Here is a 15946-nt window from a genome sequence, read left to right on the forward strand (position 1 = left end):
ACCTTATTAAGGTGGCTTTTTTGCGTCTGGGATTTAACAAAGTTTTGGCTGTTTAGCTTGTACTTACCGGTACCCATATCCAACGGCAATGTAGGCAGGTGGCTTACCCACTTAAGCACGTACGTGCAATGCCTACCCCCGATGTCGGTCGATTAATGCTCCTTCAATATCGACACTTCCGCCATCCATGGCGGTCGCCCCGCCGCTGAGCGGGCTCCCCAGTTCAGCGACTGCGTCGCTTCTCGCTACAAAACAGATGAATGCTGCGCATCCAAAGCACTGTTATTTCGCCCCCATGTGAGCCTAGGTCATTCCAAGAACTCTAATTTCTATGAGTACCTCAATTGTATTTGCTTATGCAGTCGATATGGTTGTCTGCAGTGGGCCATTGGAAGGCGCCTCCGCTTTTTGTTCTATGACTGGCGCGCTCCTGATTTAGCAGTAACTAAGTCACCTTATTAAGGTGGCTTATCCACTTAAGCACGTACGTGCAATGCCACTTTGGTTTATAAAGAGTCGATGTCGCCCCGCCGCTGAGCTTGGTCAGCCAATTGCGTCCATGCATTTCTGACATTCACCACATCCCTGTGGCTTGCTCCCCCGCTACGAAACGAAGTTTCTCCACGTTCAATTATGGCTGAATACTATGTATTCAAAGCGCCTAGCTTCTTGTAAAGATAGTCGATAAATCCCGTTGCTAACGCAACGGGCTTTTTTCGTTTTAGCCTGGAAAGATGACTACTCGAAGATGGGGAATATAGATAGCGCATGCGAAGCATGCTTCCTTCATGTGATAGGTAGAGACTTGCTCCTCGGCTCTAGCATCCTGCTTCGCTCTACCTCCTATATCCATATAGTCGTGCTTGCCACATCCTTGTGGGTCATCAGGTTGTTGGCGGTCGCCCATTGAGCGTGGAGGATTTATCCGAAGCTGGGCCATTGGAAGGCGCCTCTGTTTTTTGTTCGAAACTACTAATCCTACTAATGCTGAGAATTCCTGAATTTTCGGATTTGGGCAAGTATCATGATCTTTCTAAGTGATCAGGCTGAAACGGAGCGATTCCTTAAAGTCGGTTGAAAAGTGCGCCTTCAATATCGATACTTACTTATCCGCCTCATAGGGATATTTAAAATGTCTTGGAAGTTAGGGGGTGTTTAGTTAGGTCCCTGCTTACAGAAGAGCGATTCAGGGCTATGACTTGCACATTAAGCATACTTCCTCTGCTTACGTGTGGGATTAGAATTTTTTGTTTTATCTTGGGTAAACGATCACTCAAATATTGGGAGAGCTTGGTTTAAAGTGAAGCAAGATTTCCTGAATTTTCTCGCTCAAATTCTACTGATTCTTGGTGTTTTTTTATCTGTGACTCGTTCGAGTCATATGGGCATTCTTGAGTCTGCTTTTCATTGGAATCTACTCTAGGCTGAGAGCAAAATGATGTTGAGTTTGTTGGAACATTACTCAGTTATATATGGGGAACGTCTAAGCTCAAGGTGTAAATACGAGATGATCATTACCTTGTATTGAGAATTAGGGCTTAAGGTTGAGACTGTCTCCTATTCTAAGATTGAGTATAGAAGACAGGTGTTTATAGCTAGGTTTAAACTAAATTATCCTATACACGAAACCAGATTAGTCACTGAAGCCATCTTGCAGAAATAGGTGGCGAGTCTGATTGAATCTAGATTCATTACTACTAATAAACTCTATGGCAAGCTTGAAGTTCTCTAGCCGAAATTTCTGCTGTTTGGCTATCTCATATTCATTCATCACCATGTTCATCGCTTCTTGGGTCCATTCTGGCTCACCTAAACCCACATCTATTTCATCAGGATCATAATGGGTCACCATCCAAGCTTGAAGTTGGTCTGCTGTGATTTTCTGCTCTCCCCAGGATTGAAGAACATCGATGAGTTGCTGTTTAGTTATATTGGGTTTAGTCATAGAGTTTGCCGTTGAAATAAGTAGATGTTTGCTGTTTCGGCAAGGGTAACGTTAATCGAGACGATTATCGAGTCTTCAGCTATGGTGAATCGCTAATTTTTTTTAACCCGCAGCATTTTGAGTCTATTTGGTGATTGCTATGTAATAGATTGAATATAACTTAGCAGTCGACCATGAATACAAGACTGATTGAATCGTGACACTAGAATATCCTATACCCGTAACCATAGCCTATGTTGGTCTGGTGATAATTCACTTGCTGTTACTCTAGGCTATAGGAGCTGATGCTTACTGTGAGTCAGACTTTGTTGATTAACTTATTTCTGTGTTTTACTGAACACCTATAGTGTCGTGCTCAAAACGAATTATCAATTTTGCAGCGGCAACTCAGGTAATAGCCACTTGCTCTGAAAGTCTTAAGTTTACTAGGTAAGAAAAAATTGATATACACAGATTTTTGCATATTTGTTTCAATGGACTCAGATTTTCGGCAGCCTATCAGCGCAAGTAAGTATAAATATTGCTATACTCCGCCCATTATTATTAAGCTTAATTATCATCGATTTCACTGGATGCTAATTAGTTTAATTAACTCGATTTATATCAGCGGAATATCAGTAGTTTATCATTGGTAGTCGCTTTCATGACGAGCTTGTCGTCGTGATAAAAATAGGAATAGACCTTGAGCCAAGATACCCCGAAAGCAGATACAAATATGTCATTTTCGACATTGACCTTGAAACCTGAGTTAATTGAAAACCTTAAGACCATGGGTTATGACTCTATGACAGCCATTCAGGCGCAAAGCTTACCGGCTATCTTGAACGGTGAAGATGTTATTGGCCAAGGTAAAACTGGCTCAGGCAAAACCGCAGCTTTTGGCTTAGGTCTATTGCACAAGTTAGACGTGAAACGTTTTCGTATTCAGTCTCTGGTCTTGTGTCCGACTCGAGAGTTGGCCGATCAGGTTGCGAAAGAGATCCGCACTCTAGCTCGTGGTATTCACAACATCAAGGTGTTGACCTTATGTGGTGGTGTGCCTATGGGGCCACAAATTGGTTCGCTAGAGCACGGAGCTCATATTATCGTGGGTACGCCAGGTCGTATTATCGATCACCTGTCACGTGATCTTTTAAATCTGGAAAACGTTAACACCTTAGTGCTTGATGAAGCGGATCGTATGTTGGAGATGGGCTTCTTGCCAGATCTCGACTACATCATGGCCGAGATGCCACGTGAACGTCAGACCTTATTATTTAGCGCCACATTTCCTAAACAGATCCAGAAGGTTGCTGAACAGATAATGTTTAAGCCTGTGATGGTTAAGGTTGCATCGACTCATGATAGCAACACTATTGATCAGCATTTCTATCAGATCGACAGTAATAAAGATCGCCAAAAAGCGTTGCGGTTATTACTGCTGCAGCACCGCCCTGATAGCGCCGTAGTTTTCTGTAATACAAAGCGTGAGACGAAAGATGTGGCCGCTACATTAGCCAATGATGGCTTCAGCGTAGTGGCACTTCATGGTGATCTGGAGCAGAGAGACAGAGATATTACTCTGATGCAGTTCGCCAATAAGAGTGCTTCTATCATGGTGGCAACAGATGTTGCCGCTCGCGGCTTAGATATCGAAGCATTAGATATGGTCATTAACTACGAGTTTGCCTTCGATACCGAGGTTCATATTCACCGTATAGGTCGTACCGGACGCGCAGGAAGTAAAGGCACGGCCTTTACCTTCTATACCTTAGATGATGACTATAAGATCAAGTTGCTAGAAGAGTATCTGGAGCGTGATATCGTTAGTGAAGGTCTACCACCAGAGAATTTGTTAGATACTTTCCCGACTCAGCCTAGGATGGTTACCCTGCAGATTGAAGGTGGTAAGAAGAACAAGGTTCGTCCCGGCGATATTCTTGGAGCACTTACCGGTGAAGATGGAATCAAGGGTTCTGAAGTTGGCAAGATTAAGATCACTGAATTCCGCTCATATGTAGCCGTTGACCGCAAAGCCGCTAAGCGTGCGCTGCACAAGATCGTTAATGGCAAGCTTAAAGGTCGCACGTATCGTGCATGGGAAATGCGCTAGCCTGTTAGCTAAGGCTTTAGGTCCAATATTCTAGGTAAAAGACACTAGATTCATGGACGCTGCTCATTTCTAGTTAAACTTTAAAGGGAGTGAACTCAGGTTCTCTCCCTTTTTTCGCATTAAGAATAGTGTGAGTGCATTTTAATCAGAGGGATATATGTGAGGAGGAAGGCGCTCACTGAGCTGCTTTAAATTAGGTCTTGGCCGATAGCATAAAGTTAGCGTTAATTACTAGCAGAACTAGGCCCTGATTTTTTCGGCTGAATCAGTTAGTTTAAAAATAACTCTGAGTCGATCACTTGCTTATGTCTATTAGCATCTTTATTAAGACACAAAAAAGCAGAGCGGTTGCTCTGCTTTTTTTCAACATTAGTACTGGGTATCTCAGTCTTTTATCCCGGAAGCTGGTTTAAATTACTTTCCCCAGATACTGGTATTTGATGGCTTAGAGGCTGCTGAACTCGCGCTATTAGTAGTGCGAGCCTGAGAGCTAGATCTACGGTGACTGGCGTTGCTATCATTTGGCTTATGACCGCGAGCGGCTTCACCACTGCGTTGGCCGTCTTTATGCTCGACCTTGCCTTGGCTGCTGCGCGAATCGCGAGAGCCTGAACGAGAGCCCGAATTACCGTTACGGCCATTACCGCGGCCATTGGCATTACGTGGACCACGGTTTTGACCATGTTTGCTGTCATTGAGATCGGTTTCGGCTACAATTTGAGTCGGCACAAAACCTTCAACTTCTTTACGCGGTATATTTTGCTTAATCAAGCGCTCTATATCTCTGAGAAGCTTGCTCTCGTCACCACTGACTAGTGATACCGCTTGACCACTAGCACCGGCACGACCAGTACGGCCTATACGATGAACATAATCTTCTGGTACGTTAGGCAGATCGAAGTTAACTACGTTAGGCAGTTGGTCGATATCAATACCACGAGCTGCGATATCGGTTGCGACTAATACTCGAACGGCGCCATTCTTGAAGTTCGCCAGTGCCTTTGTACGTGCGCCTTGGCTCTTATTACCATGAATAGCGGCTGCAGTAAGGTCATTAGCTTCTAGGTTCTTGGCGATTCGGTTTGCACCATGTTTAGTACGGCTAAATACTAATACCTGCTTCCAGTCGTTTTGCTTGATCAGGTGGATCAGCGCTGCAGTCTTCTGCTTCTGATCGACCATATAGATATATTGCTCAACGGATTTTGCCGTGGCATTACGTGGGGTAACAGATATCTCGACAGGATTGTTTACTAGGCCTTTAGCCAGTTTACGAATATCGTCGGAGAAGGTAGCCGAGAACATCAGGTTCTGACGTTTAGCTGGTAATACCCTAAGAATCTTTTTGATGTCATGAATGAAGCCCATATCTAACATGCGATCGGCTTCATCGAGGATCAGGACTTCAAGTTGGTTGAAGTTCACCGCACCTTGGTTATATAGGTCCAGTAAACGACCAGGTGTGGCGACTAATATGTCGACGCCTTTACCTAGTTTAGAAATTTGTGGCCCTATGCCTACGCCACCGAAAATCACTGCTGATTTAAGTGGTAGATACTTACCATAAGTTTCGACACTCTCGGCTACTTGAGCGGCAAGCTCACGAGTCGGTGTTAATACCAGGGCGCGTACTTTTTTAGCTTGAGCACGATTGCCTCTGCTTAACAGCTCTAATAGAGGTAGAGTGAAGCCTGCAGTTTTACCTGTGCCAGTCTGGGCTGCTGCCATCACATCCTTGCCTTCGAGCACTGCGGGGATCGCTTGAGCTTGAATTGGCGAAGGTGTCTCATAGCCTTTACTGGCTACGGCTTTTAAAATCGGAGCGGATAAACCCAGGGAGGTAAAACTCATAGATTGGTCTCTTGGCGCGGCTAAAAACAGCGGCTTTCATGGAGCCAGATGGTCTGGCGGGCGTGCAGCTTACAGGATTCCCTCTGAAAGCGCTAATTTATAACCGATTTCAGTTCACAGCATAGTCGATTAATTGAAATACGCGTTTATTAGCACTATTAAAATCTAAATTAACAAGATTAGTTTAGATTTCTCTGGTGGGTATTTAGACTTTCCTTGATAGACATAATAGGTAAGAAGGTAAGAAGGTAAGAAGGTAAGAAGGTAAGAAGGTAAGAAGGTAAGAAGGTAAGAAGGTAAGAAGGTAAGAAGGTAAGAAGGTAAGAAGGTAAGTTGCTAGTTAAAGATTAAACTGACATCCCTTAAAATTTTTTAGCAACTAGCTTATGCTAACCACCCTAAGGATTCTATGGGCTGGTCTAGCTATATACTTGTGCTTTAGATGCAAAGATCCCAAGTTAAATGATGTTGTTTAAACTCTGTACGTGTTAGTCTCGCGCTCTTAACGCTCATCTTGGCTCAGCCACTTGGGTTATAGGTGTTTAGGCTCTATGAAAAAGTCCATAGTCGGTTATCTTAAAGATGATGAAAATCATTGGGTTGCTAAGCTTTCATGCGGTCATTATCAGCACGTTAGGCATATGCCACCTTGGGTCGTACGGCCTTGGGTGATAACAGATGAAGGCAGAGAGTCTATGCTTGGTCATAGGTTAGATTGCAAAAAATGTGATCTAGGTCTACCTAAAGACGTGAATGAGTAAATGAGCCGAAAACAAATTTTGTACTTAACGCCAGAGCCATTGGCCCGGCGATAAGATTTTATCTGTAGGAAATAAGTAATATGACACAAACCAAAAAGTTCGATTTTCGCATCGTTCAAGACAAGCAAGTTTGGGCGGCCGAGATCACTCGTCGTATGACTGCGCGAAAAACTATTGTCTCAAAGCGTAAAACTGGTTTTGCGACCGAAGCTGAAGCAACTGTCTGGGGTGAGAAGGAACTTAAATCATTCCTCGATAAGCTAATGCTGCGTAACGAGCGTAAGGCCAAGCAACGTGAAGTGCGTACCGAAGCTGCTGCGTCTAAAGAGCAAGCAGCTGATGCATGGCGTGATGCTCGTGATGTTGCCGACGGTGAGTCTTCAGGCTCATTCGATGAAGACAATGACGACTACGCCTCTGATGAGTCGAAGTAACGGGTTTTAAACTTGCTCATCATGATGAGTTAAAGAAAGGTCGCTGAAGCAGATGCTCAGCGGCCTTTTTTATATCCCTATTTTTATAAATACATCTAAATTCAATTTTTCATATTCGGTTAATCACCAGCTAGATATCACTTCTTTGTATAAATACATAGTCATTCGATTTTGCATATTCGGTTAGTCACTAGCTAGACATCACTTCTTTGAATAAATACATAGCCATTCGATTTTGCATATTCGGTTAGTCACCAGCTAGATATCACTTCTTTGTATAAATACATAGCTATTCGATTTTTTTATTCGGTCAATTTGCAGCCAAAATCGGTTCTTTTTATAAGCACATTATCCAAGCGCTGGCTCCATTTTTTTTGATCTAGCGCAATTTTTGTGAATCTCCTAACATTTACAAGACTGTCAGTTTATTCTGCGAGCTATGCCTGCGATACTGCGGCTGCTATGAATTTACCTTGAATCATTATCTTGCAGGAGTGACATGGACAAATCGTTAGAGAAGCAATTGACCTCTTGGTTGAGACTGCAGAAAAAAGCCTGTGGTTTCTACCTCAATTTGACCGTGTTGTTTGGTTTACTCACCGGATTGTCATTAATCATTCAAGCATATCTGCTATCGACGATACTCCATGGTGTGATTATTCTCGAGTTAGATAAGTCTCACTATACTCATGAATTTATACTCTTGCTGGTACTCATCCCTATTCGGGCCTTGTTGGCTTTTGCCCGCGAGCGAGCGTGCTTCGAGTCGGGGAAACGACTCAGGTTACAGATCCGCAGTGCAGTCCTAGATAAACTCACAGAACTCGGTCCAGCATTCATCAAGGGCAAGCCCGTCGGAAGTTGGGCCAGCATAGTGCTGGAACAAGTGGAAGACCTGCACGACTTTTACGCCCGTTATCTGCCGCAAATCATCTTGGCTGGCTTCATTCCCCTGACCATACTCATAGTGGTATTTCCATTAAATTGGGCTGCCGGATTAATCTTGTTGGCTACGGCCCCACTCATTCCCATGTTTATGATCTTAGTTGGTATGGGCGCCGCGGATGCCAACCGTAAAAATTTCAGTGCCTTGGCTAAATTGAGTGGTCATTTCATGGACCGGTTAAAGGGCTTGCCGACCTTGAAGTTATTCAATCGAGGTGATGCTGAAGTCAAGGAGATCGAAACTGCGTCAGAAGAGTTTCGTGAAAGAACCATGTCAGTGCTCCGAATGGCCTTTTTGAGCTCGGCAGTACTTGAGTTCTTTTCCGCTGTGTCTATCGCTGTACTGGCGGTATATTTTGGTTTCAGCTATCTGGGTCATCTAAATTTCGGTGATTACAATGGCGGAGTCAGTCTGTTTATCGGCTTATTTGTTCTTATGCTTGCTCCAGAGTTTTATCAACCCTTGCGTGACATGGGCACCCATTATCATGCTAAAGCTCAAGCCATAGGGGCCGCCGAAGAGTTGATGGCCTTGCTTGAGTATCGAGTCGAATCGAATTCAGTTGAGTCTAAGTCTGGCGGTAAAGAAATAAAACATATGGCTGTTAATGATAAGGCAATTGATTGGCAGGCTGGTGTCGAGATTGAGGCAAGAGATCTTAAGGTGTTGAGCCATGACGGCGCCACTTTAGTTGGGCCTGTGAGTTTTCATCTATCTCCGGGGCAACATGTGGCGATAGTCGGGCCGAGCGGCTCAGGCAAGACCAGCTTACTCAATGCCATGTTGGGCTTTCTTCCCTATGAGGGGTCACTCAAGGTCAACGGTTTGGAGTTGAGTGAGTTGGATATGACCCTGTGGCGCCGCCACCTCGCCTGGTTGGGTCAGGACCCTCAGCTATTTCATGGCACAGTGCGTGACAATGTGGCTATGGCCGACGTGGCTATGGGGGATGAAGCGATCAAACTCCTGCTGGAAAAGGCAAATATACTCGAGTTTGTGGAGCAACAGAGTCTAGGTCTATCTCACCCGATAGGGGAGCAGATGGCTGGGTTATCTGTCGGGCAGGCTCAACGTATCGCCTTAGCCAGAGCTTTGGGGCAAGATGCCCACTTGTATCTATTAGATGAACCCACCGCGAGCTTAGATAGCCACAGTGAGCAGGCGGTGTTAAGCACATTATGGCAGGCAATGGATAAGACCTCGTGCCTTATGGTGACCCATAGACTCGATCAATTACATCAGATGGATACTATTTTAGTATTAGATGCAGGGGCCATAGTTCAGCGAGGAAGTTTTGAGGATCTCAATCGTGCAGAGGGATTGTTTAAGCTGATGCAGGAAGATGAGACAGATGTTGAGGCTCAAGCTAATAAGGAGTCGAACTCATGAGGGCATTATTACCTTTCATAAAGTTATTTAAACATCAGTGGTTAATGATGTGCATAGGCTTGATTTTGAGCATCACAACCTTAGTCGCTGGCATAGGTTTACTCTCGCTCTCAGGCTGGTTTTTATCGGCAGCAGCTGTTGCTGGTTTAACTGCGGCGACGGCCATGATGTTCAACTTTTTCACCCCATCTGGTGGGGTGAGATTTTTCTCCATAATCAGAACTGCCAGTCGCTACGGTGAGCGTTTAGCGACCCATGAAGCCACCTTTAAACTACTGACTCAATTGAGAACATGGGCGTGGCGAAAGCTAATGCCACTCAGTGCCAGTAATATGCAAGGGATAAGGCAGGGAGATCTGCTTAACAGACTCGTAGCCGATATTGATACCTTAGATCATCTCTATCTGAGACTGTTGACTCCAATGGCCGCATCATTCCTGATGTTAGGGGCACTCTATTTTTTTGTTGCTTGGTTCGATGCCGATCTGGCGTTGATCTTATGTGGCAGCTTACTCTTGGTATGGCTGGTATTACCTTGGGTCTTCTATCACCTGGGGCGTAAGCCTGGTGTGGACCTTCTAGAGAGCAAGCGCATCTACCGGGTGCAAGTTCTGGAATTTGTACAGGGACTGGCAGAGATTTCCCTCTTCGGTGCTAATGAGCGCTTTCGGACCCAGCTGGCAGAGTCTGAAGCTAAGCTATTAGCTAGCCAAAGTGCTATGGCGAATGTCACAGCCTTGAGCCAGGGGGCACTTATCCTATGTCACGGCTTAGTTGTCATGGGGATCCTCTATATGGCGTCATCGGGAGTCGGTGAGCATCAGCCTCCTGGACCTATGCTTGCCATGATAGTGTTTATGACCTTGGCCTGTATCGAAATGCTGATGCCAATTGCCGGCGCCTTTCAGCATCTCTCTTCTTGTGTCACGGCAGCCGAGCGAGTCAATGAACTGGTGGAGCAGGAGCCGGGCATAGTATTCAATAATGTCAGCGATATTCGCGTTCAACATGGTGAGCTAGCACTCAAGGGGATCTTTTTTTCCTATGAGCAAGGTAGTCAACTTGATACTCAACAAGTGGTGCTGCAAGACATTAACCTGAATATTAAACCTGGCGAAAAGGTGGCCCTGTTGGGTCAGACTGGCTGTGGTAAGTCCAGCTTATTGTCCATGATCACCAGGGAGTGGCAGCCTCAATCCGGCAATATCTTGCTCGATGGTGTCGAGATCGATCAATATAGCCAAGAGTCTTTAACCGATGGCATCACCCTTGTGAGCCAACGTATCTACTTGTTTAGTGGCACCTTGAGAGACAATTTGACCTTAGTACAGAAGTCAGTTGCTGATTTACCAACACGGGCCGAACGCAGAGCCGCCCAAACCGCCAATGATGAGATCCTCGTGGGCGTTTTAGATAAAGTTGGACTATCAAATTTGATTCAAGGTGATAAGCCGCTCGATGCTTGGATAGGCGAAGGGGGCAGGCAGCTCTCGGGCGGCGAGCAGCGTCGTATTGGTGTGGCGAGAGCCTTGTTGCGTGATGCGCCAGTCTTATTACTCGATGAGCCAACCGAAGGGTTGGATAAGCGTACTGAGAGAGAAATATTAGCCCTACTGTTTGAATTTGCCAAAGATAAGACCTTGCTGATGATCAGTCACAGGCTGACAGCTATGACTCAGATGGATAAGATCCACTTGATGGAAGATGGTCAGTTGAGAGTATCAGGCAGCCATGATGACTTGTTAGTTAAGGATGAATATTATGCCAGTCTGTATCACAAGCTGAATTAGTCAGTCTTTAGGGGATAATGACTGGCACATAAAGCTAGTTCATAAAAGATAAGAGCAAGAACTCATCTCTTAACTTGGTTGATACCCTGACTGTGGGGATCTGGCATTAGTGATTGTGGAAGCAGAGGGAGGACAAGGATGTGTTCTCCCTATCAGATTAAGCACAGGCACTTGCTTAACCTAGCCGTTTTGAGAATTCCAGATAGCGGTTGACTTCATCTTCATTGAATTTGTACTCGTCATTTTCGCCAATATTGGTGAGTAGGTTTTCTCTGGCATAGCGTTTTATGGTGGCTTCTGATTTTCCTAAGAGCTTACTGACTTCATCGAGATCTAACACTTTGTCACTCATTATTCACTCCTGAAATTGGATGGGAATGACTCAAGTATAGTCAAAGACCATATCTGTGTGCCCTATAAAAATAGTCAAATCATGCCATTTTACATCTTGTCAAAGTGGGATAAGAGTTCAGAACGCACAAAAAAGCCAGACACTAAGGTCTGGCTTTTTTAGCTGAAAGTTATTGAAGGATTCAATTACTCGTCGCTGTCACCCAATGACAATAATGTCGCATTACCACCTATGGCGGTGATGTTATTGGTGCGGGTTTTCTCTGTGATGAAGCGAGTCAGGTAGTGTGGTCCACCGGCCTTAGGACCAGTGCCCGACAGGCCTTGCCCACCGAAAGGTTGAACGCCAACAACCGCGCCAATTTGGTTACGGTTGATATAGACGTTGCCTACGTTGACCTTGCTAGCAATTTTCAGAGCATGTCCTTCGTTACGGCTGTGGATGCCTAAGGTCAGACCGAAGCCTGTGCTGTTGATCTCATCGATCACCTTAGCCAGCTCGGAAGCCTTGTAGCGAATAACATGCAGGATAGGACCGAAGTGCTCCTTCTCCAATACCTTAATTGAATCTATTTCTACCGCAGTCGGAGCAACGAAGTGACCCTTATCTGTTCCAGCAGGCAGCTCTAATTGCTTAAGCAAAGTTCCGACCTGTTTGATATGGTCGATATGAGCATTTAGGTTTGCTTTAGCCATTGCATCGATCACTGGGCCTACATCAGTCTTGATGGAGCTAGGATTACCTATGCTTAGTTCGTCCATGGCACCTTTCAGCACTTCGAGTACGCGATCTGCGATATCTTCCTGGAGGAAGAGGACACGCAGGGCTGAACAACGTTGACCGGCACTGGTGAATGATGAAGCAACTACATCGTTGACCACTTGCTCAGGCTGAGATGTTGAATCCACAACCATAGCATTTTGACCACCTGTCTCAGCGATCAGTGGAATGATGGCACCTTCACGGTTTGCCAATGTGCGGTTAATCAGTTTAGCCGTGCCCGTAGAACCGGTAAAACAAACACCAGCAATGCGTTCATCTGAAGTGATTGCTGCGCCAACAGTTGCACCAGTACCTGGTAGGAATTGCAGTACATCTTTAGGAATACCCGCTTGGTGTGCCAGTTGTACCGCACGGAAACCTACGATAGATGTTTGCTCGGCAGGCTTAGCGACAACGGTATTACCCGCGGCAAGCGCTGCGGCAACTTGACCTAAGAAGATGGCCAGAGGGAAGTTCCACGGGCTAATACAGACGAAGATACCGCGGCCTTGGAGGAACAATTCATTCAGTTCACCCGTTGGGCCAGGAAGAAGTTCAGGCTGAGCCATCATCTTCTTGGCTTGAACGGCGTAATAGCGACAGAAATCTACCGCTTCACGTACTTCATCGATACCATCTTGAATACTCTTGCCCGCTTCTCGGGTACAAAGGGCGATAAGCTCTTCACGATTCTCTTCTAGTAGGTCCGCAAGCTTCTGTAGTGCATTTGCTCGTACTTCTACAGGCGTATTACACCAGCCACTAAAAGCAGCATCTGCGCCTGTGAGGGCCTGCTCTATGGCCTGGTTATTAGCGAAAGCCAGCTTACCCACTACTTGAGTCGTGTCGTAGGGACTGACAACTTCATTTGTTTCGCCGCTTAATAGCTCGCCATTGACCAGAGGGCCTGCGTTCCAGGTAGTGTCTTTAAATTTATCGAGAGCTGCGAAAAATGGCTCAGATTCAGAGATGATGTTCATGTTGAGTCCCTTGGAATTTTTTCTTTCTTCACCGAAAATATCGCTTGGCAGTACTATTTTGCTGTTAGCGAAGCTTTTGTATTTTTGCAGCGTGACTAGCGGATGCACCACGAGTGATTCGATGGGCGTCTTAGGGTCTATTAGCTTATGTACGAAGGAAGTGTTGGCACCATTCTCGAGTAATCTACGTACTAAATAGGGCAGCAAGTCTTTGTGAGCGCCAACTGGCGCGTAGATACGTACCGTCTTCACACCACTCTCGGCGAGAAGGGTATCGTAAAGCTCTTCACCCATACCGTGTAAACGCTGAAACTCATAGTTTCTATCACCTGCCATATCGGTGATCGATGCGACGGTTTGTGCGTTGTGGCTGGCAAACTGAGGGTAGATGGCACCGCGAGTGGCATCGGATAACAAGTAACGAGCACAAGCCAGGTAAGAGACATCGGTACCGGCCTTGCGTGTGAATAGCGGGTAACCGGCTTCACCTTTTTCCTGACCCCATTTTAGCTCACTGTCCCAATAAGCGCCTTTCACGAGGCGTACAGGTATTTCATCGCCCTGATCTTTAGATAGACGGGTCAACCAGCAAAGCACAGGTAGCGCACGCTTAGAGTAAGCCTGAACCACTATACCTAACACCCCCCAGCCCTTGGCCGCATCGGAATTAAACAGTTTCTGAAACAGTTTGAGTGATAGCTCGAGTCTATCCATCTCTTCGGCATCGATGGAGATACCGATATTGACGCCGCGCGCCTGTTGAATAAGCTTGATGAGTGTGTCGTACAGCTCGGTCAGGGTTCTGTCTTCATTGGCAACTTCATATCTAGGGTGAAGGGCTGACAGCTTAATTGAGATGGTTGGGCGTGGTGCCTGAGATTCATCGTAGCTCTGCTCACCAAGGGATGCGATGGCACTAGAGTAGTCTTCGAAGTATTTTTGGGCATCTGTTTTAGTCAGTGCCGCTTCACCCAGCATGTCATAGCTATGGGTATAGCCGAGCTTGCGCTTGTCTAGGCTATTTTTAAGCGCCTCTTTAACCGTGCGGCCTAGTACGAACTGCTTGCCCATGATCTTCATGGCGGCAAGCATGGCTTGGCGAATAACTGGCTCACCCATGCGGTTTACTAGTCTATTGAGTAGACTGCTTGGCTTACCATCAATATTTCGATCTAGTTTGACTATCTTACCTGTGAGCATTAGGCCCCAGGTCGATGCATTAACCAGTATTGAGTCACTCTTACTTAGATGGATGTCCCATTTAGCGCCTGATAATTTATCTTCAATCAGGGCATCAGCTGTGGCTGCATCAGGAATACGTAACAAGGCTTCAGCAAGACACATAAGGATGATTCCTTCTTGAGTCTCTAAGCTATATTGTTGCAAGAAGGCGTCAATACCGACCATTAGGCCTTTCTTATCATATTGGCGAACGTTATTAACCATCTCGTGTGCACGTTTAGTGACTCGGTTAATTTCCTCATCACTTGAAGGCACAAGCTTGATGAGTTCAGAGAGGTATTGCTCCTCATCGACAATATAGTTATTGGTGATGGCTTTAAATAGCTCATCGAGATTGGCTGAGTCATAGTGACCAGTTAGAACTTCACTCGCTTTGAACATAGTTATCACTTCCATCTGGGCCTTTTAAAGGGACAGTTTGCTTGAAGAAATTCCTTAGTTAATTCTCTATCAAAAGAATCGGTTAACTAAGAGTAATAAGATGCATGTTAATTTTGTATACAATCTGGCATCTCTTCGCGGGATTATACATTCAAAATGTGACGAACGACACTATTGTGGGTGTGAATGTGAGTTTTGTTTGATCCAGCTGGGGTGGATAGCGCTCTAGCTCAATGAAATAAGGCTTTTTAGGCAGGAAATAAAAAGGCCCGCATTTGAATGCAGGCCTTTTTAAGATATTTTGATGAGTGCTTTACCGTTTACCAGTGATTCTTCTTCTTACGTCTGGGTCTTGGTAGGTAAACTAAGACTACACCTATGAACAAACCTATGAGGGCTATGATGCCGCCTTCTTGCCACATTTGGAAACGCTCATTCTTTTCGATACTAGCTAGCTGGCTGGTGGCGCGATCACGTTCGCTGCTTGCTGTAGCTAAGTCGCGTTGAGCGCGACTTAGATCCGACTTGAGTTTGCTGAGTAGCTGAGTATTGTTATCACTCGAGCTAAGGTTTTGCTCTAATTCAGACTTGGTCTTATCTAACTCAGCCTGCACTTCGGGTAGCTGTTGACGGAAACTCTTCTTACGAGTCACCATCTTGGTTTCTACCCAGCCTTCACGGCCTTTATGGTCGATGATCTTAGAGTAATTACCTTGAGTTTCGCCCAAAAGTGAGATTGCCTGGCCAGCCTCTATACTGCCCAAAATACGATATTGGGTACCCGGTCCGCCATGAAGATAAAGATAAACTTTATCAGATATGTATCCAGCTTGGCCAGCGGCCAATAGGCTAGGAGAGAGCAATAACAGTCCCACTAAAGCAAAGAATCTTAACACTTTGAATTCTCAAAAACGAAATATAACCACATGCTAGGGATTTGCTTGGTGTTTTGCAAGGCCTAGATGCAAGAGATATGTCTGTGAGTGGATGAAGCTTAATTAATGTAAAAACTTAGGTGTAA

Annotated in this window: 10 protein-coding genes; 5 read left to right on the top strand and 5 right to left on the bottom strand. The window is 45.4% G+C overall.

What is annotated here, in order from left to right; all coding sequences use genetic code 11:
- Positions 1-1633: 1633 nt before the first annotated feature.
- On the bottom strand, positions 1634-1945 hold the full coding sequence (locus SVI_RS02495; RefSeq protein WP_041419594.1) for a hypothetical protein: 312 nt from the start codon (positions 1943-1945) through the stop codon (positions 1634-1636).
- Positions 1946-2660: 715 nt separating this feature from the next.
- Here SVI_RS02495 and dbpA point away from each other — a divergent pair.
- Positions 2661-4037 (top strand): ATP-dependent RNA helicase DbpA, encoded by a 1377-nt coding sequence (gene dbpA / locus SVI_RS02500; RefSeq protein ID WP_041420177.1) that lies wholly within the window; start codon positions 2661-2663, stop codon positions 4035-4037.
- 414 nt (positions 4038-4451) lie between these two features.
- On the opposite strand, the gene SVI_RS02505 is transcribed toward dbpA, so the two are convergent.
- A complete protein-coding gene (locus tag SVI_RS02505; protein WP_013049807.1) occupies positions 4452-5888 on the bottom strand; it encodes a DEAD/DEAH box helicase in 1437 nt (478 codons plus the stop codon).
- 551 nt (positions 5889-6439) lie between these two features.
- On the opposite strand from SVI_RS02505, the gene SVI_RS02510 reads away from it, so the two are divergent.
- The 4 genes from SVI_RS02510 to cydC all read left to right on the top strand — a co-directional run bounded on the left by SVI_RS02510 (position 6440) and on the right by cydC (position 11208).
- Entirely contained in the window at positions 6440-6649 is a 210-nt protein-coding gene (locus SVI_RS02510) for a DUF3565 domain-containing protein (protein WP_013049808.1), read from the top strand.
- Between the two features lie 80 nt (positions 6650-6729).
- Positions 6730-7083 (top strand): DUF3622 domain-containing protein, encoded by a 354-nt coding sequence (locus SVI_RS02515; protein WP_013049809.1) that lies wholly within the window; start codon positions 6730-6732, stop codon positions 7081-7083.
- Between the two features lie 499 nt (positions 7084-7582).
- On the top strand, positions 7583-9418 hold the full coding sequence (gene cydD / locus SVI_RS02520) for a heme ABC transporter permease/ATP-binding protein CydD (RefSeq protein WP_013049810.1): 1836 nt from the start codon (positions 7583-7585) through the stop codon (positions 9416-9418).
- On the top strand, positions 9415-11208 hold the full coding sequence (gene cydC / locus SVI_RS02525; protein WP_013049811.1) for a heme ABC transporter ATP-binding protein/permease CydC: 1794 nt from the start codon (positions 9415-9417) through the stop codon (positions 11206-11208). The genes cydD and cydC overlap by 4 nt, the downstream gene beginning before the upstream one ends.
- 175 nt (positions 11209-11383) lie before the next feature.
- Here cydC and SVI_RS02530 read toward each other — a convergent pair whose 3' ends face one another.
- From SVI_RS02530 to SVI_RS02540, 3 genes are all read right to left on the bottom strand, one after another.
- Positions 11384-11560, bottom strand: coding sequence for a helix-turn-helix domain-containing protein (locus tag SVI_RS02530; protein WP_013049812.1), 177 nt, complete (start codon positions 11558-11560; stop codon positions 11384-11386).
- A gap of 185 nt (positions 11561-11745) precedes the next feature.
- Positions 11746-14940 carry a bifunctional proline dehydrogenase/L-glutamate gamma-semialdehyde dehydrogenase PutA gene (gene putA / locus SVI_RS02535; RefSeq protein WP_013049813.1) on the bottom strand — a complete coding sequence of 1065 codons (3195 nt, stop codon included), beginning with the start codon at positions 14938-14940 and terminating at the stop codon, positions 11746-11748.
- A 305-nt stretch (positions 14941-15245) separates the two neighbouring features.
- Positions 15246-15821, bottom strand: a complete 576-nt coding sequence (locus SVI_RS02540; protein ID WP_041419596.1) for a TIGR04211 family SH3 domain-containing protein — start codon at positions 15819-15821, stop codon at positions 15246-15248.
- Between the last annotated feature and the right edge of the window lie 125 nt (positions 15822-15946).

The sequence above is a fragment of the Shewanella violacea DSS12 genome (assembly GCF_000091325.1).
GTDB lineage: Bacteria > Pseudomonadota > Gammaproteobacteria > Enterobacterales > Shewanellaceae > Shewanella > Shewanella violacea.

Excerpts from the sequence above, each read along its gene's own strand:
- cydD (WP_013049810.1), top strand. The coding sequence starts at position 7,583 with ATGGACAAATCGTTAGAGAAGCAATTGACCTCTTGGTTGAGACTGCAG.
- SVI_RS02515 (WP_013049809.1), top strand. The coding sequence starts at position 6,730 with ATGACACAAACCAAAAAGTTCGATTTTCGCATCGTTCAAGACAAGCAA.
- SVI_RS02505 (WP_013049807.1), bottom strand. The coding sequence starts at position 5,888 with ATGAGTTTTACCTCCCTGGGTTTATCCGCTCCGATTTTAAAAGCCGTA.
- cydC (WP_013049811.1), top strand. The coding sequence starts at position 9,415 with ATGAGGGCATTATTACCTTTCATAAAGTTATTTAAACATCAGTGGTTA.
- SVI_RS02495 (WP_041419594.1), bottom strand. The coding sequence starts at position 1,945 with ATGACTAAACCCAATATAACTAAACAGCAACTCATCGATGTTCTTCAA.
- SVI_RS02510 (WP_013049808.1), top strand. The coding sequence starts at position 6,440 with ATGAAAAAGTCCATAGTCGGTTATCTTAAAGATGATGAAAATCATTGG.
- SVI_RS02530 (WP_013049812.1), bottom strand. The coding sequence starts at position 11,560 with ATGAGTGACAAAGTGTTAGATCTCGATGAAGTCAGTAAGCTCTTAGGA.
- putA (WP_013049813.1), bottom strand. The coding sequence starts at position 14,940 with ATGGAAGTGATAACTATGTTCAAAGCGAGTGAAGTTCTAACTGGTCAC.
- dbpA (WP_041420177.1), top strand. The coding sequence starts at position 2,661 with ATGTCATTTTCGACATTGACCTTGAAACCTGAGTTAATTGAAAACCTT.